General features: G+C 54.2%; 18 protein-coding genes. 1 reads left to right on the top strand and 17 read right to left on the bottom strand.

The window, feature by feature from the left end:
* Nucleotides 1–21: 21 nt before the first annotated feature.
* The 4 genes from ACESSO_RS09575 to ACESSO_RS09560 are packed head-to-tail and all read right to left on the bottom strand — an operon-like array spanning nucleotide 22 to nucleotide 4,131.
* Nucleotides 22–684 (bottom strand): hypothetical protein, encoded by a 663-nt coding sequence (locus ACESSO_RS09575; RefSeq protein ID WP_373164882.1) that lies wholly within the window; start codon nucleotides 682–684, stop codon nucleotides 22–24.
* 26 nt (nucleotides 685–710) lie between these two features.
* Nucleotides 711–1,790: a hypothetical protein gene (locus tag ACESSO_RS09570; RefSeq protein ID WP_373164880.1), complete on the bottom strand. Its 1,080-nt coding sequence runs from the start codon at nucleotides 1,788–1,790 to the stop codon at nucleotides 711–713.
* A 10-nt stretch (nucleotides 1,791–1,800) separates the two neighbouring features.
* Entirely contained in the window at nucleotides 1,801–3,177 is a 1,377-nt protein-coding gene (locus ACESSO_RS09565) for an MBOAT family protein (RefSeq protein WP_373164879.1), read from the bottom strand.
* Between the two features lie 24 nt (nucleotides 3,178–3,201).
* Entirely contained in the window at nucleotides 3,202–4,131 is a 930-nt protein-coding gene (locus ACESSO_RS09560) for a DMT family transporter (RefSeq protein WP_373164878.1), read from the bottom strand.
* Nucleotides 4,132–4,249: 118 nt separating this feature from the next.
* On the opposite strand from ACESSO_RS09560, the gene ACESSO_RS09555 reads away from it, so the two are divergent.
* Nucleotides 4,250–4,423, top strand: coding sequence for a hypothetical protein (locus ACESSO_RS09555; protein WP_373164877.1), 174 nt, complete (start codon nucleotides 4,250–4,252; stop codon nucleotides 4,421–4,423).
* A gap of 427 nt (nucleotides 4,424–4,850) precedes the next feature.
* On the opposite strand, the gene ACESSO_RS09550 is transcribed toward ACESSO_RS09555, so the two are convergent.
* The 13 genes from ACESSO_RS09550 to ftsY all read right to left on the bottom strand — a co-directional run bounded on the left by ACESSO_RS09550 (nucleotide 4,851) and on the right by ftsY (nucleotide 19,501).
* Nucleotides 4,851–6,041 carry a pyridoxal phosphate-dependent aminotransferase gene (locus ACESSO_RS09550; protein WP_373164876.1) on the bottom strand — a complete coding sequence of 397 codons (1,191 nt, stop codon included), beginning with the start codon at nucleotides 6,039–6,041 and terminating at the stop codon, nucleotides 4,851–4,853.
* A 103-nt stretch (nucleotides 6,042–6,144) separates the two neighbouring features.
* Complete coding sequence (locus tag ACESSO_RS09545) at nucleotides 6,145–8,361, bottom strand: DNA gyrase subunit A (RefSeq protein WP_373164875.1); 2,217 nt, start codon at nucleotides 8,359–8,361, stop codon at nucleotides 6,145–6,147.
* A gap of 17 nt (nucleotides 8,362–8,378) precedes the next feature.
* Entirely contained in the window at nucleotides 8,379–10,373 is a 1,995-nt protein-coding gene (locus ACESSO_RS09540; RefSeq protein ID WP_373164874.1) for a type IIA DNA topoisomerase subunit B, read from the bottom strand.
* 430 nt (nucleotides 10,374–10,803) lie between these two features.
* Nucleotides 10,804–10,986, bottom strand: a complete 183-nt coding sequence (gene rpsU, locus ACESSO_RS09535; protein ID WP_031472056.1) for a 30S ribosomal protein S21 — start codon at nucleotides 10,984–10,986, stop codon at nucleotides 10,804–10,806.
* Between the two features lie 121 nt (nucleotides 10,987–11,107).
* Nucleotides 11,108–13,516 (bottom strand): leucine--tRNA ligase, encoded by a 2,409-nt coding sequence (gene leuS, locus ACESSO_RS09530; RefSeq protein ID WP_373164873.1) that lies wholly within the window; start codon nucleotides 13,514–13,516, stop codon nucleotides 11,108–11,110.
* Nucleotides 13,517–13,597: 81 nt separating this feature from the next.
* The gene (rsfS, locus tag ACESSO_RS09525; protein WP_297274831.1) at nucleotides 13,598–13,963 is read right to left on the bottom strand and encodes a ribosome silencing factor; all 366 of its coding nucleotides are present in this window, start codon (nucleotides 13,961–13,963) and stop codon (nucleotides 13,598–13,600) included.
* Nucleotides 13,964–13,985: 22 nt separating this feature from the next.
* A complete protein-coding gene (locus ACESSO_RS09520; RefSeq protein WP_373164872.1) occupies nucleotides 13,986–15,533 on the bottom strand; it encodes an LCP family protein in 1,548 nt (515 codons plus the stop codon).
* A 207-nt stretch (nucleotides 15,534–15,740) separates the two neighbouring features.
* On the bottom strand, nucleotides 15,741–16,322 hold the full coding sequence (gene yqeK / locus ACESSO_RS09515) for a bis(5'-nucleosyl)-tetraphosphatase (symmetrical) YqeK (protein ID WP_373164870.1): 582 nt from the start codon (nucleotides 16,320–16,322) through the stop codon (nucleotides 15,741–15,743).
* A 38-nt stretch (nucleotides 16,323–16,360) separates the two neighbouring features.
* Nucleotides 16,361–16,954 (bottom strand): nicotinate (nicotinamide) nucleotide adenylyltransferase, encoded by a 594-nt coding sequence (nadD, locus tag ACESSO_RS09510; protein ID WP_373164868.1) that lies wholly within the window; start codon nucleotides 16,952–16,954, stop codon nucleotides 16,361–16,363.
* Nucleotides 16,951–17,250, bottom strand: a complete 300-nt coding sequence (locus ACESSO_RS09505; RefSeq protein WP_373164866.1) for a YhbY family RNA-binding protein — start codon at nucleotides 17,248–17,250, stop codon at nucleotides 16,951–16,953. The genes nadD and ACESSO_RS09505 overlap by 4 nt, the downstream gene beginning before the upstream one ends.
* Nucleotides 17,251–17,277: 27 nt before the next feature.
* Nucleotides 17,278–17,850 (bottom strand): RdgB/HAM1 family non-canonical purine NTP pyrophosphatase, encoded by a 573-nt coding sequence (gene rdgB, locus ACESSO_RS09500; RefSeq protein ID WP_373164865.1) that lies wholly within the window; start codon nucleotides 17,848–17,850, stop codon nucleotides 17,278–17,280.
* Complete coding sequence (rph, locus tag ACESSO_RS09495) at nucleotides 17,850–18,575, bottom strand: ribonuclease PH (RefSeq protein ID WP_373164864.1); 726 nt, start codon at nucleotides 18,573–18,575, stop codon at nucleotides 17,850–17,852. The genes rdgB and rph overlap by 1 nt, the downstream gene beginning before the upstream one ends.
* Nucleotides 18,575–19,501, bottom strand: coding sequence for a signal recognition particle-docking protein FtsY (ftsY, locus tag ACESSO_RS09490; protein ID WP_373164863.1), 927 nt, complete (start codon nucleotides 19,499–19,501; stop codon nucleotides 18,575–18,577). The genes rph and ftsY overlap by 1 nt, the downstream gene beginning before the upstream one ends.
* Nucleotides 19,502–19,503 lie beyond the last annotated feature (2 nt).

Raw genomic sequence — 19,503 nt, 5'->3', positions numbered from 1 at the left:
CAAAGGTTTTTTGTTATTGGATTAAGCAACGGCCTCCACGGTCTCCACGCCGTTTTCCCGATAGGTGTACACCGTAAATCCGCTGTACGTCCATACGCCGTCCTCGCCTTCTCCCATACAGCTCGGCGAATAGCTCTTAGAGCTGGGGGAACCGAGCGCTCCCTCCAGTGCAGAAGCAGACGAACCGATGTATCCGGATGCCTGCGCAGCAGTCGGCTTGGCCGGTTCAGGCGCCGGTTCGGGTGTCGGCTCAGGCTTCGGCGCGGGAGCCGGAGTAGATTCCGGCTTGCTGGTCGAAGTACTGCTGGACGAGCTGCCCGACGAGGGCTTGCTGGTCGTGCTGCCGCTCGAAGAGGTCGAACCAGACGATGTGCTGCCGCTCGACTGCGGCTTGCTGGTCGAACTGCTGCCCGTGCTCGTACCGGACGAAGTGCTGCCCGACTGCGGCTTGGACTGCGAGGTGCTGTCCGAAGTCTGGCTGCCGGCGGCATCCTTGTCCGCTTCGGTCTTGTCCTCTTCGGGGGTTGTATCCTCGGTCTTGTCCTTGTTTTCTTCATCCTTTACCGTGTCAACGGCCTCGTTATCCTTTTTGTCCTCTGTGGCGGCATTCTGATTGCCGCCGCATGCTGCCAGGCTACTGCACAGAATCAGCGCCAGCAGCAGAGCTGTCAATTTCATTTTCATATCTTTTCCTCCCGGTCATTTCTGTTTTATTCGACGGATTCCGTCTCTTGGTTGTTCCCCATATCAGGCGGATATTTGAGTAAATTTTCAAGATTCCGTTCGACAATCTCAACAATCACCGTATCGCCCGCCTGCACCTGCGTCAATGGATAGGGCATCTGCCGCGTGATGACCGCTTCGCGGAAGTCCGCCGCCAGAAATGGGTGCAGCGCATTTCCGAAAGAATCACGGCACAGAAGCAAGCGCCCGTTTTGCGCATGCTCACTTGTGGTTTGAATCAAAATATCCTCAGCCGTGCGCGGCGGGGTGACATAGGAAAAATCGACTTCGTACTGCTGCTGCGCCTCCAATTCCGTTCCCTTGGGGTACAGCATTTCATACAAGTCGCCGCGGTGGGTATTTTCCGTTGTATAGGATGCCTCCCCAAACGGCGTATACGGCAAACCAAGCACCTGCATCAGAAAATCATGCGCAAGCGCGGCGCCGCGGTTGGTCCAGTGCGAGTCCGTTTGCAGATACAGCACCTCATCCTGTTCGGAAAGAAAAGTGAACAAATCAGCATAGTTGACCCCATATTCCTGCAAATATTTCGCAACAAGCTCATAATTGCCCGGGGAATCGCTTTGCAGATAGCGTGCGGGCATATGCTCGGGATAGAGCGAATTCTTGTTGGGCGCGATAGTAAACACAAATCGTGCACCGCGCGACTCACAATACGCCTGCATATCTGCCACTGTCTGCGCAACCTGTCGCGCCTGTTCCTCGGTCAGCGTAGCGTGATTCTGGTAGTCGTCCAGTGTTTGAGTGTAGTACAGCCAGCCGTCCGAGCCATAAATCACATCCTCTGCGGGTGAAGTGGCGAGCAGCGTAGTCTGCAAAGCGGCGTTCGCTGTGACCATTTCCTGCCGCAATGCAAAGTGGTCGGCAATGTAGTCGGTCACTTGATCGAGCACTGTCGTATTCCAGCTGCCATCCTCGTTTTGCAGGACCGGCTTGGGCGACAGTCGCTCATTGGCCGCCGCCTGTGTCGGCGGCAGGAACAGCATGCCCGCCGAGGGAATCAAGCAGAGCAGCACAAAGGCTGCGGTAAAAATTCGGTATTTCATGGCAGCCTCCTCAGAACTGAAAATAGATAAACGGATTGAATGTGCCTGCCGACAAGTTCAGCATACAAAGCACAAGCAGCACCATCGCCCCTGCAAGTGTAATGGATTCATTTTTCGGCTGTAAACGTTTTGCAACCGGAAAGCTGAGCAAAACCGCCAAAACCAGGGCTAACAAGAACGCAGGTGTAAATAATGAACATACAGTCATTGTTCCAGTCCAGTCCAGACCCACACCGGTAAGCATCGCCGCAAACATCGCACCCGCTTGTCCCAGCGACTCAGCGCGGAACAGTGTAAAGCCCAGCACAACCACCAGCATGGTATACACATGACCAAGCGTCTTTCCTTTCAGCCGACGTGCAGGCACGATGCCGCTGTCCTCGAGCACCGAGAACAAGCCGTGCCATAGGCCCCACAGCACGAATGTCCAGTTTGCACCGTGCCACAGTCCGGTTGTGAAAAACACGATCACGCGATTAACCCAAGTGCGCACTCTTCCTTTGCGGTTGCCGCCCAGCGGGATATACAGATAATCGCGGAACCAAGTCGACAGCGAAATATGCCAGCGACGCCAGAACTCCTGAATCGTGGTTGCCGTATAAGGGTAATCAAAATTTTCGAGAAAATGGAACCCGAACATCCGACCCATACCGATTGCCATATCGCTGTAACCGGAAAAGTCGAAGTAGATCTGCAGCGTATAGCAGATGGCTCCCATCCACGCAGCAAACATACCGATTTCACCCGTGGGCAGCGCAAACACCGCGTCCGCCATCTGCCCCATCGCATTGGAAATTAACAGCTTTTTGGAAAGCCCACAGATGAACCGACGGATACCCAAAGCGGTTTCGCGCGGTGTGGTCCACCGCTGATCTATCTCCTTTTCAATATCGTGATACTTCACAATCGGACCCGCAATTAACTGTGGAAAATAAGAAATATAAAGCAGAATTTTCACAAAAGAGCGAGAAACGACCGACCGGTCACGATACACGTCAATCACATAGGACAGTCCCTGAAAGGTGAAGAACGAAATGCCGATCGGCAACGCAATACCAGTCATCGGCAACGCAATACCGAACAGGTTATTTATCGTACCAATCGCAAAGTCGGCATACTTGAACACCGCCAACAAGCCGATGCCGCCCACGACCGCGATCCCAACGCCCAATTTCGGATATTTACCCGCTGCCAGCAAACCACACACGTAGTTCAGTACCACACTGAGCAGCAGCAACGGCAAATAGACCGGCTGCCCGAACGAATAAAAAATCAGACTGGCTACGAGCAGCAGCATATTTTTTGCCCGTATACCGGGCAGCACACGATCGAGTACGAACACGACCGGCAGAAAGATAAACAGAAAGATCGCTGAACTGAAAACCATGTTGTTTTTTCCTTTTTCTCTTTATTATGCCTGCCCGCCCTCTGTTTTACTCTCATGTACATAATTTGCAATTGCGATACCGCCGCTGACCAGCACCAGTGCGCTCAAATTGCGCAGCGTGAGGATTTGTTCTCCCAACACGATGGCAGAGATCAGCGCGCCAAACACCGGAATCAAAAAACAGAACAGGCTGACCTTGCCCACTGGAAATTTACCCAGCAGCGCTGTCCAGATGGTAAACGCTGCGGCAGACAGCACTACCATATACGCCAGCAGCAGCACACCGACCGGTGTGACCCTTCCCAGTCGGCCTCCGCCGAGCAGACCAACCGCCAACAGGAACACACCGCCCATCAGCAGCTGCCAACCGGTCAACAGCATCGGATCACGTCCCGGTGTATAAATGCGGGAAACCAACGCACCTGCACCGGCAGACACCGCCGACAGCAGCACCAAGCCGTCGCCATGCAGGTTAAAGCCATTCAGACCACCCAGGCCGAGCACGAGCACCCCCGCAAAGCCGCACAGACAGCCAATCACTTTCTGCCGGTTCATTTTATCGTTCTGCAAAAACAGATGCGCGCAGATGAGTGCAAAAAAGGTCTGCGTTCCGGACAACACCGCGCCCTTGGTGCCGGTTGTGCCGGACAAACCGATATAATAGCACACATACTGAATCATGCTTTGAAACAGGCAAATCCAGAAAATCGGTTTCCACTCACTGCGCAGCGGAACGATACGGTGGCCCTTGATGCGCGCCACCAGCAGCACCAGCAGTCCCGCCAGCGCAAACCGCCAGCCTGCAAAATACAGCTGAGAAAACGGTGCGTCCGATGCAATAGCAAACAGCTCATATCCCTTTTTGATACAGGGGGCCGCACTGCCCCACAGTGCGGTACACAAGACCGCAGGCATATATAACCGACGAACCAACTCTGTTGTTTGTTCCTTCATTTTCTCTTCCCCTTTTTCTGACATGAAGCCAGTATAGCATTTTTCCCTTTCACACGCAAGCAAGGGAGATTTATCGGACACCTACTCTGGTATTCTACCATCATAGGAGGTGAACGGCATGATTTACAGTTGTCAAACCAAATGCTGCCACTATATTTTCCGCGGCAGCGAACAGCAGCGCACCTGCCCGGACTGCGGAAAGCAGCAAATTCACCCGGCAACCGCAGCGGAACGTGCCGAGTTCTTCCATCGGCATACCGCCGACCTCGTCAAACACCGCCGCTCCGGCTGAGCGCACAGCAAAAGACCTTCCGAACCGCTCCGGAAGGTCTTTTACATGCCGTTTTCATTTGTCATTTCATTTCTGACTCCTCAAGGCAGCCACAGCAGCCACCGTAATGATTTCACATTACTTGGCGGTGTGACGCGCCTTGCGAGACATCGACTTGACGCGGTTCTGGTCCAGATCCAGCATACGTGCTGCGACCAGATCATTGAAGAAACCCTTCATCATGATTTCGTCACGCTCCTTTTCGTGTAATGTTTCTGAGACTATTTCCTAATCTCTGCTATTATAATACACGGAGTGCGGCAAAAAAACAAGCGGCATGTTTTATGAATATCATACAACTGATATCATTTATTTTTGTGCAATATATCCTATAGCCGTTAACACTTTGTACATACTTCGCAGAAGTTAATTAGAAGTTTTCAACAACTTAACCTTTCCCATATTCTTTTGCCAGTTCTGCAAACAGCGGCAACGCACGACGAATGGTTTCCGTCTGCACGCAATAAGAAATGCGCATATGACCCGGCGCGCCAAAATCTGCGCCCGGTACAACCAGCAAATCATAGTTTTTCGCACGCTCGCAGAATGCGCGGTCGTCCGGCTCGAGCGTCTGCGGAAACAGGTAAAACGCTCCCGCAGGCTTGACGCAGGTATATCCCATACCGGTAAGTCCTTGGTAAAGCAAGTCTCGATTGGTCTGATAGACTGAAATATCGCTCGTCAGACCCGCACAGCGCGCCGCCACGCGCTGGAACATGCTGGGCGCGCATACATAACCAAGCGCACGTCCCGCGCCGCATACGGCAGCATACAGGTCAGCGCTGTCGGCCGCCTGCGGCGGCACCAGCACATAGCCGATACGCTCACCCGGCAATGAAAGTGACTTGGAATAGGAATAGCACACAATCGTATTATCATAATAGTTCGGGACAAACGGCACCTGTATGCCATCATATACGATCTCCCGGTAAGGCTCATCCGATACCAAATAGATGGGATGCCCGTATTGGTTTTCTTTTTCGCGCAATAGTGCAGACAACCGCTGCACAGTCTGCTCTGAATAAACCGCGCCCGACGGATTGTTTGGCGAGTTGACTACAACCGCCTTGGTGTGCTCGTTCAGCGCCTGCTCCAACGCGTCGAAATCGATTTGGAAATCCGTGATGGACGGCGGCACAATAACTGCCTTGGCCCCCGCGCCGCTTTCAATGAACATGAGGTATTCCGGAAAATACGGCGCCAGCACAACAAACTCATCTCCCGGACAGGCAATCGCCTTAAACGCACAGGACAATGCCGCCGCTGCACCCGCGGTCAGGTACAGACTGTCTCCCGTATAGGCCGTTCCGAAACGGCGGTTGAGGTCATCTGCCAGTGCCTTGCGCACATCCGCTGCACCCTGCGCAGAAGTATAGCCGTGCAGCGCAACCGGGTCGCCCGCAGCCTCAGCCAAAATTGCTTCACGCACCGCATCCGGCGCAGGCACATTCGGATTGCCGATAGAAAAATCAAATACATTTTCCCGTCCGACTACCGCTGCGCGCTGGTTGCCGTATTCAAAAAGCTCGCGGATGGTAGAACGGTTGTTCCCCAACGCCGCCATCTGCTGATTAAGCATGTCAAATCGCCCCTTTCTTATGGAATTTATTATAGCACAGCGCAAAAGTGCACGCAAGGCAAAGCCCGCCGCACAGCAACTGTGCGGCGGGACTGTTTTGCATTTATTCAAATTTAATCTGCTTTTCCGGCAGGTCCTCATCGGTCAACAGCGCGCCGATAGAAGGAATGCTGCGGCAGCGGTAGCGTCCATTGTCGGACAACCCTGCGGCCTCCATGCGACAGGCGCGCGTAATTGTATGCTTCCCACGCAGTACCATAGCCTGTACGCCCTGTGTCGAGCGGCTGGCCTTGATGTCCAGCATGTTCGCGCGGAAGGTCAGCGCGCGGTTGGCCGTCGAAAACATGGTGATTTCGGTCTCCTCATCAACCGGATGGAAGAACGCCACCGCAGGCGATTTGGCCGAATACGCGCCAGTCAAGCGACGGCGGTTTGTCTTGGTTTCAAAGCTTTCGAGCGAGAAGCGCGCAGCCTTGCCGTTTTGGAACACAATGACCATATTACCCTTGTAATCGCCCGGCAGCATGGCATACACCGGCGTTTCGCCCTCGTCCATGCCGAGCTTTCCGGCCAGATAATCACCCAGCACCGATGCCTTGCAATCGTCAAAGTCATACAGATGTGCCTTGTATGCCTGCTGCATATTGGTGAAGAACACGATTTCAGCCTTGTTGGTTGTCTCGGTCTGCCAAATCACCTCGTCGCCATCCTTGAGCTTGTGCTCCTGCGACATACGCCACGACTGTGGCGTGATTTTTTTGAAGTAGCCCTCGCGTGTCAGGAACAGCAGCACCGCATAATCCTCGATGTGGTCCTCCTCATCGAACTCCGGCACCGCCTCGGCAGTCACCAGACGAGTACGGCGCGGCGATGGGTACTTTTTGATAACCTGTTCCAGTTCTTTGACGATAATATTCCGAATCTTCGTTTTGGATTTAACGATTTCCTCGAGCTTTGCAATCTCTTTCTCCAGCGCCTCGGTCTCCTGCGTGCGCTTGAGAATATACTCCTTATTGATATTGCGTAAGCGAATATCCGCAATAAACTCGGCCTGAATCTGGTCGATACCGAAGCCAATCATCAGGTTTGGGATAACCTCGGCGTCCTCCTCCGTCTCGCGGATAATGCGAATCGCCTTATCAATATCCAGCAGAATCTTGGCCAGACCGTGCAGCAAATGCAGCTTGTCCTTCTTTTTATTCAGATCGAAGAACACACGGCGACGCACACACTCGGTGCGCCATGCGGTCCACTCATCGAGCAGCTCACGTACACCCAGCACACGCGGCATACCGCCAATCAGCACATTGAAATTGCAGGAAAAGCTGTCCATCAACGGCGTCAGCTTCATCAGCTTTGCCATCAGCTTTTCCGGGTCGGTGCCGCGCTTGAGGTCAATTGCAATCTTTAGGCCGGACAGATCGGTTTCATCGCGCACATCTGCGATTTCACGCAGCTTACCACTCTTGGCCAGCTCTGCAATCTTATCGATAATCGCCTCAATGGTGGTCGTGTACGGAATTTCCGTAACCTCAATCAGGTTGTCCTTTTTGTCAAACGTCCACTTCGCACGCACCTTGAACGATCCACGACCGGTCTCGTAAATCGCACGCATCTCGTCCTCGTCGTAAATCAGCTCACCGCCGGTCGTGAAGTCCGGCGCAGGCAGAGTCGTGAGCAGATCGTGCCCTGGATTCTTGATGCATTCGATCGTCGTGCGGCATACCTCTTCCAGATTAAAGCCGCAGAAGTTGGACGCCATGCCGACCGCAATGCCCGTATTGGCCGAAACCAGAATATTCGGGAAGGTCGTCGGCAGCAGCGTCGGCTCCTTCATTGTTCCGTCATAGTTGTCGGTGAAATCCACTGCGTCCGTGTCGATGTCACGAAATAGCTCCGCACAGAACGCATCCAGCTTGGCCTCAGTGTAACGCGGTGCGGCATAGGCCATATCGCGGGAATACACCTTGCCGAAGTTGCCCTTGGAATCGACAAACGGCATGAGCAATGCTTCATTGCCGCGCGTCAGGCGCACCATCGTCTCGTAGATGGCCGCGTCACCGTGCGGATTGAGCTTCATTGTTGCGCCGACAATGTTAGCTGACTTGGTGCGGTTGCCGTTCAGCAGCCCCATTTTATACATCGTGTATAACAGCTTGCGATGCGAGGGCTTAAAACCGTCAATCTCGGGGATTGCGCGCGAAACAATAACGCTCATTGCATAGGGCATATAGTTCTCGCGCAGCGTATCCGTGATACGTTGGTCAACCGAAGGATGCTCCTTATATACTTTTGGCTCGTCGTTTTTCTTCTTTGCCATCCAAATTTAACTCCTTGTCAGGATATATCTGCCAACTCGAGGTACTGTGCGCCGTTTTCCGCGATATATTCCTTGCGACCGGACAAATTATCGCCCAGCAGCAGGTCAAACATCTCGCTGGTCGCCTTGGCGTCCTCGGGCTGGATACGAATCAGGCGGCGGGTTTCGGGATTCATTGTGGTTTCCCACATCATATCCGCCTCGTTCTCACCCAAACCCTTGGAACGCTGAATCAGCACCTTTTTCCCCTCGAGTTTTTGCAGAATTGCAGCTTTTTCACTCTCATCAAACGCAAAATAGCTTTTATCTCGATAGGTGATCTCATAAAGCGGCGATTCGGCAATATAGACATAGCCTTTTTCAATCAGCGTCGGTACCAGCCGATACAGCATAGTCAAAATCAGTGTGCGGATCTGAAACCCGTCCACGTCAGCATCGGTGCAGATGATGATGCGCCGCCAACGCAGCGCCTCAAGATCGAACGCAGACAGGTCTTTTGCAGCCTTGCCACGCACTTCCACCCCGCAGCCGAGTACCTTCAGCAAATCGGTGATGATATCGTTTTTAAAAATCTTGCCGTAATCCGCTTTCAAGCAGTTGAGAATCTTGCCGCGCACCGGCATAATCGCCTGAAACTCACTGTCGCGTCCCTGTTTGACCGATCCGAGCGCAGAATCACCCTCAACGATATACAACTCACGGCGGGTTACATCCTTGGTACGGCAGTCAACGAATTTCTGCACACGGTTAGCCAAATCCATACCGCCGGACAGCTTTTTCTTGATGTTCAGACGCGCCTTTTCCGCCTGCTCACGGCTGCGTTTGTTGATGAGGACCTGTTCGGCAATCTTATCCGCCTCAGCCTTGTTCTCGATGAAGTAAATTTCCAAGCCCTGCTTGAGGAAATCGGTCATCGATTCCTGAATGAACTTGTTGGTAATGGCCTTTTTGGTCTGATTTTCATACGAGGTCTGCGTAGAGAAGCAGTTGGTCACGAGAACTAGGCTGTCCAGCACGTCTTGGAATGTGACCTTGCTCTCATTCTTGGTGTACTTACCGTTCTGCTTGAGATAGCCGTCCAGCGCCGAAACAAACGCCGAGCGCACTGCCTTGTCCGGCGCGCCGCCGTGCTCCAGCCACGAGGAGTTGTGGTAATACTCAATGCGCGACACCGCAGACGAAAAGCAGAACGCACAGGACAATTTGACCTTGTATTCCGGCTTGTCCGCACGGTCTCGGCCGCGCCGCTCGCCCTCCAGGAACTGCACCGAAGTCAGCGGGTTCTCACCGACCAGCTCGGTGACATAATCCACAATACCGTTCTGGTAGAGAAATTCGGTTGTTTCAAACTTACCACCAACCTGATTTTTCAGCACGAACTTGATGTGACTGTTGACCACAGCCTGCCGCTTGAGCGTATCAAGATAATAATCGACTGGAATGTTAATGTCAGTGAATACCTCAAGGTCGGGCTTCCAGCGGATGGTCGTGCCGGTCTTTTTGGAGGTCGTCGGCTTTTTGGTGAATCCTTCCTTAGTCGGGGTCTTATTCTCGCCCTTCTCAAAGTGCAGGCTGTACTCAAACCCGTCGCGCACGACTGTCACATCCATATATTCCGAGGAATACTGGGTCGCACAGGTACCCAAACCGTTCAAGCCAAGCGAGAATTCATAATTCTCGCCTGTGTCGTTCTTGTATTTGCCGCCCGCATACAGCTCACAGAACACCAGTTCCCAGTTATAACGCTGCTCATTCTCGTTCCACTCAATCGGAATACCTCGACCGCGGTCTGCCACCTCAATCGAGCCATCCTCGTAGCGGGTGGTGACAATCTCGGTACCAAAGCCCTCGCGCGCTTCATCAATCGAGTTGGACAGAATCTCGAACACCGCATGCTCGCAGCCTTCCAGCCCGTCCGAACCGAATATAACACCCGGACGCTTGCGCACACGGTCTGCGCCTTTGAGCGAGGAAATACTCTCGTTGCCGTATGACGGTTTTGCTTTGCTCATAAAGTCCTTAACTCCCTATTTCCGCAATTCTCAAATCCATAACTATATTATTATACGCTGTTTTTTTATATTTTTCAATCTTTTTCGGATTTGCATACGCAAACTCTGTTTTTCTGCACAAAAAAGCGCGCGCCGCTTTTCGCAACGCGTGCCTCTATGATAATGGGCGGTTGAGCCTCTTGTCTTTGGACTGTCCGGGAGCCTGCGCGGTATTCCGTCCCACAGGGCCGAACAGATTTTTTATCATCTTCCCATGAAGAAGTTTATATCAAAAGGGGTTATTCCCTTGCTGTGGTTATACTATACCGTACCCATATGTCTAAAGTTTGTAGAAAATTTGAAAGAAGTGTAAACACTGCCTGAGCGCACGATTAGTTTTATGCCGAACGAAAAAAGAACAGATGCTTCTGCATCTGTTCTTTTCTACTAATTAGCGAAACTTTTTCTTCTTGGCGCGCGCAGCCTCAGATTTCTTGCGGCGCTTGACGCTCGGGCTTTCATAATGCTCACGCTTGCGGAGCTCGGAAAGCGTACCCGCCTTGGCGCACGAACGCTTGAAACGGCGCAGCGCGCTGTCAATAGATTCATTTTCCTTGATGCGGATCTCCGACACAGTTTTCCCTCCCTCCGCGCGTTCCCCTCTGGAGGAACGCTATGCACGGCTCTGCATACAACGGCACACAAAACCGTAAGAATATTATATCTGTTTTTACCGTCCGTGTCAATAACAAAGTTTAACGAACGACCAGATTGACAATTTTACCAGGTACGACAATCTGCTTGACCATTTCCTTGCCGGCAATCGCGTTCTGGACTTTCTCCTCTGCCAGCGCAGTGTCGATTGCTACCTGCTTGTCACAGTCCGCGGGCAGCTTAATCGTGCACTTGAGCTTGCCGTTGACCTGCACCGCCATCTCGACCGTATCCTCGACCGTCTTGGCCTCTTCATAAACCGGCCACGGTGCAACAGACAACAGGCCCTCGCCGCCCATCTGCTGCCACAGCTCTTCGGTGATGTGCGGCGCAAACGGATTGAGCAACGTCAGGAAGGTCATATACTCGGCCTTATTGACGCCCTTGTCGTAGAACTCGTTGAGCATGGTCATGAGTGCCGCGATTGCGGTATTCGCCTTGAGGTTGTCCGCATCCTCGCCAACCTTCTTGATCGTGCGATGCATGAGCACCTCATGCTGCTTGGAATATTCTTCGCCCTCCTGCACTTTTTCGGCCAGACCCCAGACGCGCTCAAGGAAGCGGCGGCAGCCCTTAATCGACTTCGGGCTCCACGGTGCAGCCTTCTCAAAGTCGCCGATGAACATTTCATACAGACGCATTGTATCCGCGCCATAGGTGTCCACAATCTCATCCGGATTGACCACGTTGCCGCGGCTCTTGGACATCTTCTCGCCGTTCTCGCCCAGAATCATACCGTGGCTCGTGCGCTTAGCGTATGGCTCCTTGGTCGGCACAACGCCGATATCATACAGGAACTTATGCCAGAAGCGGCTGTACAGCAGGTGGAGCGTGGTGTGCTCCATACCGCCGTTGTACCAGTCAACCGGCGACCAGTATTCCAGCGCTTCCTTGGAGGCAAGCGCTTTGTCGTTGTGCGGGTCCATGTAGCGCAGAAAATACCACGACGAACCGGCCCACTGCGGCATAGTATCGGTTTCGCGCTTGGCAGGACCGCCGCAGCACGGGCAGGTGGTGTTGACCCAGTCGGTCATCTTGGCAAGCGGCGACTCGCCGTTCTCGGTCGGCTCATAGCTTTCCACATCCGGCAGAGTCAGCGGGAGCTGGTCCTCCGGAATCGGCACCCAGCCGCACTTCTCGCAGTAAACAAGCGGAATTGGCTCGCCCCAGTAACGCTGACGGGAGAATACCCAGTCGCGCAGCTTATACTGCACCTTGGCATGACCGATGCCCTTCTCTTCCAGCCATGCAATCATCGCCGGAATGGCATCCTTGACCGTCTTGCCGTTGAGGAAATCCGAGTTTACCAGAATACCGGTCTCGTCCTTTGCAGTGAAAGCCGCCTTCTGCACATCCTCACCGCCGGAGACCACTTCGATAATCTCACAGCCAAACTTCTTAGCAAACTCCCAATCTCGGTCGTCATGCGCCGGAACCGCCATGATAGCGCCCGTGCCATAGCCCATCAGGACATAGTCAGATACGAAAATCGGAATCTCACGGCCGTTGACCGGATTGATTGCAGCAACGCCGTCCAACTTGACGCCGGTCTTGTCCTTGTTCAGCTCGGTGCGCTCAAAGTCCGACTTGCGCGCCGCTTCCTCGCGGTAAGCGCGCACCGCGTCAATATTTTTGAGCTTGTCCGCCCACTTCTCGACCGCCGGATGCTCAGGAGAAATAACCATATAGGTTGCGCCAAACAGCGTATCCGGACGGGTGGTGTATACGGTCAGCGTATCGCCCTCAGTGGTCTTGAAATCGACCTCTGCACCGGTGGATCGTCCAATCCAGTTGCGCTGCTGTACCTTAACGCGCTCGATGAAATCCACCTCATCCAGATCGTCGATCAGACGCTGGGCGTATTTGGTGATCGCCAGCATCCACTGGCTCTTGGTCTTATGGACAACTTCGCTGCCGCAGCGCTCGCACACGCCGTTGACAACCTCTTCGTTTGCCAGCACGCACTTACAGGAGGTGCACCAGTTGACGCTCATTTCCTTCTTATAGGCAAGGCCCTTCTTAAACAGCTGCAGGAAGATCCACTGCGTCCACTTGTAGTAATTCGGGTCAGTCGTATTGATTTCGCGCGACCAGTCGAACGACAGGCCGAGCGACTTGAGCTGTCCCTTAAAACGTGCAACGTTCTTCTTAGTCACTTCCGCCGGATGGATGTGGTTTTTGATGGCAAAATTTTCTGTCGGCAGACCAAAGGCGTCCCAGCCCATCGGATACAGCACATTGTACCCCTGCATGCGCTTTTTGCGCGCCACGATATCAAGCGCGGTGTAGGAACGCGGATGGCCTACATGCAGACCCTGACCGGACGGATACGGGAATTCGACCAGCGCGTAGAATTTCTGCTTCTGACTGCCATTTTCCGCTTCGAAGCAATGTGCCTCATCCCAGATGTCCTGCCACTTTTTTTCAACCAGTTTGTGATCGTACTTCAACGGTATTTCCCCCTAAAGTGAATGGTTTATTTTAGGCGCGGTAACGCGGCGGACGCACTTCCTGCATCCGCCGCATCCCGTTTATTTTTCTGCAATGCCAAGCTCGGACAGCGCCACGGGCGTTCCGTCCTTCCACAGGTTCTCCAGATTGTAGAACTTGCGGGCCTCCGGCATAAACACATGCAGCACAACGCAGCCATAATCGAGCAGCATCCACTGCGCAGACTCGTAGCCCTCGGTGTGGTGCACCAGTGTCTCGTGATCGTATTTCAGACGCCACTCCACGTTATCGGCCAGCGCCTTGACCTGCGTGGTCGAGGACGCCGAACAAATGACGAAATATTCGGTCAGCTCGGTCAGACGCTCCACCTGCAATACTTCGATTTCCTGCGCTTTCTTTTCCAGAAGCGCTTCACAAATCGCTTTTACGGTATCTTTAGCAGTCAATTTTTTAACTCCTTCTTTATCGTCATGCTTCCGGGTCGATTACAGCATCGCCGCCGCCCGTACCGGAATCGGTCGTACCGCCGCCGCTGCTTTCTCCGCCGCCGGTGCCGCCGCCTGTGGTTTCTCCACCGCCGGTACTGCCACCGCCTGTGGTCTCTCCGCCGCCGGTACTGCCGCCGCCCGTGGTCTCTCCGCCGCCGGTACTGCCGCCGCCTGTGGTCTCTCCGCCGCCGGTACTGCCGCCGCCCGTGGTTTCTCCACCACCGGTACTGCCGCCGCCTGTGGTTTCTCCGCCGCCGGTTGTACCGCCTTCGGTCGTGCCGCCGCCCGTAGTTTCTCCACCGCCGGTGCTGCCGCCGGACGAAGTCTCTCCGCCGCCGCTGCTTTCTCCGCCGGTCGAACCAGAATCATTATTGTAATCCTCGTCCGAGGTATCGCCCCAGACATAATTATCCTCACCCGAGCTGACGCCGCCGCTCCAACTCGAAGAGCTGCCGCTTTCCGGTCCGCTTACCATATCGAGCGTAGTAATCTTCTCCTCAAATGGATTGAAATACTGATTGACCAGATCGAGCGTTTCCTTATAGTACGGGAAGAAGAATGAATACTGGTACGGGTCACTGCCGGCATAGCTCATAGCGCCGTAACCGGGGAGCGTGAAGAACTGGATATTTTCGTTTTTGATCTGCAACGCCTGCATACCCATCCAGAGCAGCTCGCCTGCGGTCAAATCGGTCTTGACGTTCTGGAATACCGCATCGGCAATCGAGGAGATTTTGGTGATGTTTTTGAGCTGGAATACCTCTCCTGCAAGTGTTTTCAAAAACTTCTGCTGATTTTCCACACGGCCTTCGTCGCCGTTCGGATACTGTACCGAATAGTCGTTGTTATGCCGCCAGCGCAGGAATTCCACTGTCTGCTTACCGTCCAGATGCTGCATACCGGCATACAGGTCAATGTGCAGGTTCTGCGATGGATCGTCATACTGCATCCGGAAAGGAATCTCATAATCAATGCCGCCGATCGCATCTACAATCGCTGCGATGCCATCGAAATTAACGATAACATATTTATCCGGCTTGAAGCCCATCAGACGTTCAATCTCAGTTTTGGTCTGCTCAATGCCCTTGCTCATACCGTAAGCGGCATTGATCTTGCGGCTCGCACCGCTCAAACCGTTGTTGCACATCGTATCGCGCGGAATGTTCATCACGTTGATGGTCTTTTTATTGACGTCCATCGTGGCAACCATCAGCGCATCGGTTCTGGTTTCATCTTCGTCGACCGCGCCGACCACAAAGGTAAACACATCGTCGATTCGAGTGCCTGAATTGAGCATGCTGTTGACGTCGATTTTATCGCCGTTTTCCTTATCCTTGATGGTGGGGTCATTGGCCTGCGGCGGGCGGATAAAGATCGCTGCGGCAGCCGCAACGCAGAGCAAAAGTGCCAGCACAACCACCGTGATAATAATGACGCGCTTGCGCTTCTGACCCTTTGTCAGCTGTTTTTTTACCTTTGCACCCTTTTTTCCCGTCGGCTTGGGTGCGGACTGCGACGCTCTCTGCACCGTAGCCTTTGACGCAGACTGCGGTGTTCTTGACGCTGTAGGCTTTGACGCGTACTGCGATGCTTTCGGCGCCGTGGACATTGGCTTTTGATTGGTTTTGCCCGCGGCCTGCCGCGGCGCGCTTTGATTTTGCGTGCGGTTTGTCCGGCCGCTACGGCCTCCGCTGCCTCCGAAAAGTTTCAAACGATTCCTGCCTCCAGTATTGTCCTATTCGTCACGCCAGCGAATACCCTGTCGAATCATATCATTATATGCTGCAATCGTATCGCTGTGTATCAGTTTACCACGCTCAACCAGTTCGGTCAGCGTTTGGTCATAACAATAGAGCAGCGCACGGTCAATGCTCTTCTGCGCCAGCTCACGCGCCTTTTCCACACCCGGAAAATCGCGCGTATCCTCAATGTAATCAGCCAGATAAAGAATTTTATCCAGCAATGTCATGCCGTGCTTGCCGGTGGTGTGGCAGGCAATTGCGTCGCAGATATCTTTGGGCATGCCGTATTCCTCGCGCGCAATGGCCGCCGCCGTTTTCCCATGCAGCATTTTCGGCTCGCTTTTTTCAACGGTACAGGGTATTATACCGTATTTCTCACATAAATTCAACTGTTCCTGCGGAGAAAGATGCTTTGTTATGTCGTGCAGGATAGCGGCCACCCCAGCCTTTTCCGGATCGCCGCCGAAGCGCTCCGCCAGCTTCCTGGCAGCTCGCTCACATCCCAGCGTATGCTCATACCGGTATCCATGCAGTCGCGCCAGAATCCCTTGCCTCATTTCATCGTTACACAACATAACTTTTCCCCGCCTTTCTGATTTTATATCGCTTATTATCAATAACCGTATAGGTGATTTCGCTCGATATAATCCGCGACCGCGGGCGCGGTATAGCGGCGCAGCGCGCCGCCCTGCCGCAGCTCGGTCGATGAAATGGGAATGCTGGCTCCCTGTACCAGCTCGATATTCGCGTGCATACTGCGGTGCAGCAGCACTGCCTTGCGGCGCAGCCTTGCCCAATCATCCTGCGTGCGGGCGCAGACCGCCAGTGTGCACAGCTGCACGATTTCATCCGGCGCACGCCAAATGCGGTCAAACGACAGCAGCATATCCGTGCCGACGATCAGATACAGGTCGGTCTCTCCCCGCGCGTGCAGCGCGTGCAGCGTATCCACTGTATAGCTGGCACCGCCGCGATCGATTTCCATGGTATCCAACCGGGCCCACGGCGTGTCTTTGGTCAGCAGGCGCACCATCTCACAGCGGTCGGCTGCCGTGGCTGTGTGTTCAGGCAACGCTTTGTGCGGCGGAATATTCGTCGGGATAAACAGCACCCGGTCAAGGCTAAGCGCATCGTGCGCCAGCTGTGCCGCGCGCAAATGGCCCAGATGCGGCGGGTTGAACGTTCCGCCAAGAATGCCCGTCCTCATTTGACCAGCACAATCTTTCGCTTATCCTTGTCGTGTGCCTGCCGGTATACGATAAATTTGGAACCGATGCACTGCACCGGTTCGGCGCCGGTCGCTTCGCACAACGCTTCGGACACCGTGCGCGGAGTAAGCATAGCATTCTCCAGCACCTTGCCCTTGACCAGTTCGTGTGCCTCAAGCAGCTGGTCGAGCTGGCGCTCGACTGCATCGGTCACGCCTTCCTTGCCGATGATGAGTGTATCGGCCAAAGGATTTGCCAAAGCGCGCAGCTGCGCGCGCTGTTTGGTTGTCAGCATAAATGATATTCTCCTGTCTTGTTGATTTCAAATACGGGTTTTCAGCGCATCCTTAAGCGCTCGCAGCGCGCAGCCGCGATGGGAAATCCGGTTTTTCACCTCGCCCGGCAGTTCTCCGAACGTGCAGCCGTATTCCGGAACAAAAAACAGCGGATCGTACCCAAAGCCGCCTGCGCCACGGCTCTCGCGGAGCAGTTCGCCTTGGCATTCACCGCGCACGGTCATCTCCTGCCCATCCGGCAGAATGCACGCAATCGCGCACACAAAACGGCAGGCGCGGTTATCCTTGCTCCGCATATTCTCTAATAAAAACGTATTTCTATCCTGATCGGTTCCCTCACAGTAACGCGCGGAGTAGATGCCCGGCGCGCCGTCCAGCGCGTCCACACACAGGCCGCTGTCATCCGCAATAGCGGGCAATCCGGTAAAATCTGCTGCGCTTTTTGCCTTGATGATGGCGTTTTCCTCGAAGGTTGCACCGGTTTCCTCCGGCTCAGGCGCGTTTTCGGGCAGAGGCATCACTTCGATGCCCAGTTCCCCCAGAATTTCCGCCATTTCTCTCAGTTTTTTCTGATTGTGGGAGGCAAGCACAAATTGCATTACAGGCTCTCCCCCATCACGCGGCTCTGCTCTTCACACAGGCGACGACAGCCCTCTTTGCCCAGCGCGAGCAGTTTTTGCAGCTCGATGTCCGAGAACGGACGCCCCTCGCCCGTTCCCTGCACCTCGATAAACTCACCCGCTGAAGTCATTACAACATTGCAGTCCACGATTGCATGGCTGTCCTCGGCATAATTGAGGTCGAGGATGGCCTCATCCTCGAAAATACCGACCGAAACCGCCGCAACCTGCGCGGAAAGCGGCATTTTCTCGATTACGCCTTCGTCAAGCAGCTTTTTGCATGCGATCCACAAGGCAACAAACCCGCCTGTAATCGACGTACAGCGCGTGCCGCCATCTGCCTGAATGACGTCGCAATCCACCGTAATCTGGCGCTCACCGAGCGCTTCGCGGTCAACCACCGCGCGCAGCGAGCGACCGATCAGCCGCTGAATCTCGCTCGAGCGACCGTCCAACTTAAGGCTCTTGATATCGCGCTTTTTGCGTGTATTGGTCGCGCGCGGCAGCATGGCATATTCCGCCGTCACCCAGCCAAGCCCCTTGCCCTCCAGGAAGGGCGGCACCTTATCCTCCACCGAAGCGGTGCAAATCACCTTGGTGTTGCCCATTTCGACCAGCACCGAGCCTTCGGCATACATCGTATAATCTTTTGTTATCTTCACCGGCCGCAGCGCGTCGGTTGTTCTTCCATCAGGTCGTTGCATTATGCGTTTTCTCCTTCCACAGGCGGCAGAATGGCTTCCAGAAATGCCGCACGGTCAAAATCAATCAAATCGTCAATGCCCTCGCCCACGCCGACGAGCTTGACCGGAACGCCAAGTCCCGCCGAAATGGCGATCACGATGCCGCCCTTGGCCGTGCCGTCCAGCTTAGTCAGCACGATGCCGGTCAGGTGCGCGGCCTTGTTGAATTCCTCGGCCTGATGCACAGCATTCTGTCCGGTCGTCGCGTCCAGCACCAGCAGCGTCTCACGCGACGCATCCGGCAGCTCCCGTGTGATGACGCGGTCGATTTTCGCCAGCTCATTCATCAGATTGGCCTTATTGTGTAAACGGCCTGCCGTGTCCACGATGATGATATCGCTGCCGCGCGCCTTTGCCGCCGCAATCGAGTCAAACACAACCGCCGCCGGGTCTGCGCCTTCCCCGTGGCGCACGATGTCCGCGCCCGCGCGCTTAGCCCAGATTTCCAGCTGATCGGCCGCAGCCGCACGGAAGGTATCCGCCGCGGACAGCATGACCTTTTTGCCTTCGTTTACATAACGGGCGGCCAGCTTGCCGATCGACGTGGTTTTGCCCACGCCGTTGACACCAATCACCAAAATGACCGCAGGCTTGCCCGAAACATCGAGCGGCTGGTTTTCCAGCATGTTGTCGGTCAGGACCTCGCGCAGAAGCTCGCGCAGCTCAGGCGCGGTCGTAATTTTTTGAAGCTTGGCGCGTTTTTCCACTTCAGAAACGATTTTCATCGAGGTTTCCGCACCCACATCGGACAGGATGAGCGCCTCCTCCAGTTCCTCAAGCAAATCCGCATCAATTTTGACAAAAGCCGCAAACACATTGTCCAACGAACGGTTCACCGCATCGCTTGTTTTCTGTAAGCCCTGTTTGATCTTATCAAATAATCCCATAA

Origin of the sequence: Agathobaculum sp. Marseille-P7918, from assembly GCF_964248325.1 — a bacterium.
In the GTDB taxonomy this organism is placed as follows: Bacteria; Bacillota; Clostridia; order Oscillospirales; family Butyricicoccaceae; genus Agathobaculum.
The sequence above is the reverse complement of the archived record's forward strand: the minus strand, read 5'-3'. Positions and strand labels throughout refer to the sequence as shown.

What these genes read in the sequence shown, in the direction of transcription:
- ACESSO_RS09575 (WP_373164882.1), bottom strand. Translation starts at nt 684, where the DNA reads ATGAAAATGAAATTGACAGCTCTGCTGCTGGCGCTGATTCTGTGCAGT.
- ACESSO_RS09570 (WP_373164880.1), bottom strand. Translation starts at nt 1,790, where the DNA reads ATGAAATACCGAATTTTTACCGCAGCCTTTGTGCTGCTCTGCTTGATT.
- ACESSO_RS09565 (WP_373164879.1), bottom strand. Translation starts at nt 3,177, where the DNA reads ATGGTTTTCAGTTCAGCGATCTTTCTGTTTATCTTTCTGCCGGTCGTG.
- ACESSO_RS09560 (WP_373164878.1), bottom strand. Translation starts at nt 4,131, where the DNA reads ATGAAGGAACAAACAACAGAGTTGGTTCGTCGGTTATATATGCCTGCG.
- ACESSO_RS09555 (WP_373164877.1), top strand. Translation starts at nt 4,250, where the DNA reads ATGATTTACAGTTGTCAAACCAAATGCTGCCACTATATTTTCCGCGGC.
- ACESSO_RS09550 (WP_373164876.1), bottom strand. Translation starts at nt 6,041, where the DNA reads ATGCTTAATCAGCAGATGGCGGCGTTGGGGAACAACCGTTCTACCATC.
- ACESSO_RS09545 (WP_373164875.1), bottom strand. Translation starts at nt 8,361, where the DNA reads ATGGCAAAGAAGAAAAACGACGAGCCAAAAGTATATAAGGAGCATCCT.
- ACESSO_RS09540 (WP_373164874.1), bottom strand. Translation starts at nt 10,373, where the DNA reads ATGAGCAAAGCAAAACCGTCATACGGCAACGAGAGTATTTCCTCGCTC.
- yqeK (WP_373164870.1), bottom strand. Translation starts at nt 16,322, where the DNA reads ATGTTGTGTAACGATGAAATGAGGCAAGGGATTCTGGCGCGACTGCAT.
- nadD (WP_373164868.1), bottom strand. Translation starts at nt 16,954, where the DNA reads ATGAGGACGGGCATTCTTGGCGGAACGTTCAACCCGCCGCATCTGGGC.
- ACESSO_RS09505 (WP_373164866.1), bottom strand. Translation starts at nt 17,250, where the DNA reads ATGCTGACAACCAAACAGCGCGCGCAGCTGCGCGCTTTGGCAAATCCT.
- rdgB (WP_373164865.1), bottom strand. Translation starts at nt 17,850, where the DNA reads ATGCAATTTGTGCTTGCCTCCCACAATCAGAAAAAACTGAGAGAAATG.
- rph (WP_373164864.1), bottom strand. Translation starts at nt 18,575, where the DNA reads ATGCAACGACCTGATGGAAGAACAACCGACGCGCTGCGGCCGGTGAAG.
- ftsY (WP_373164863.1), bottom strand. Translation starts at nt 19,501, where the DNA reads ATGGGATTATTTGATAAGATCAAACAGGGCTTACAGAAAACAAGCGAT.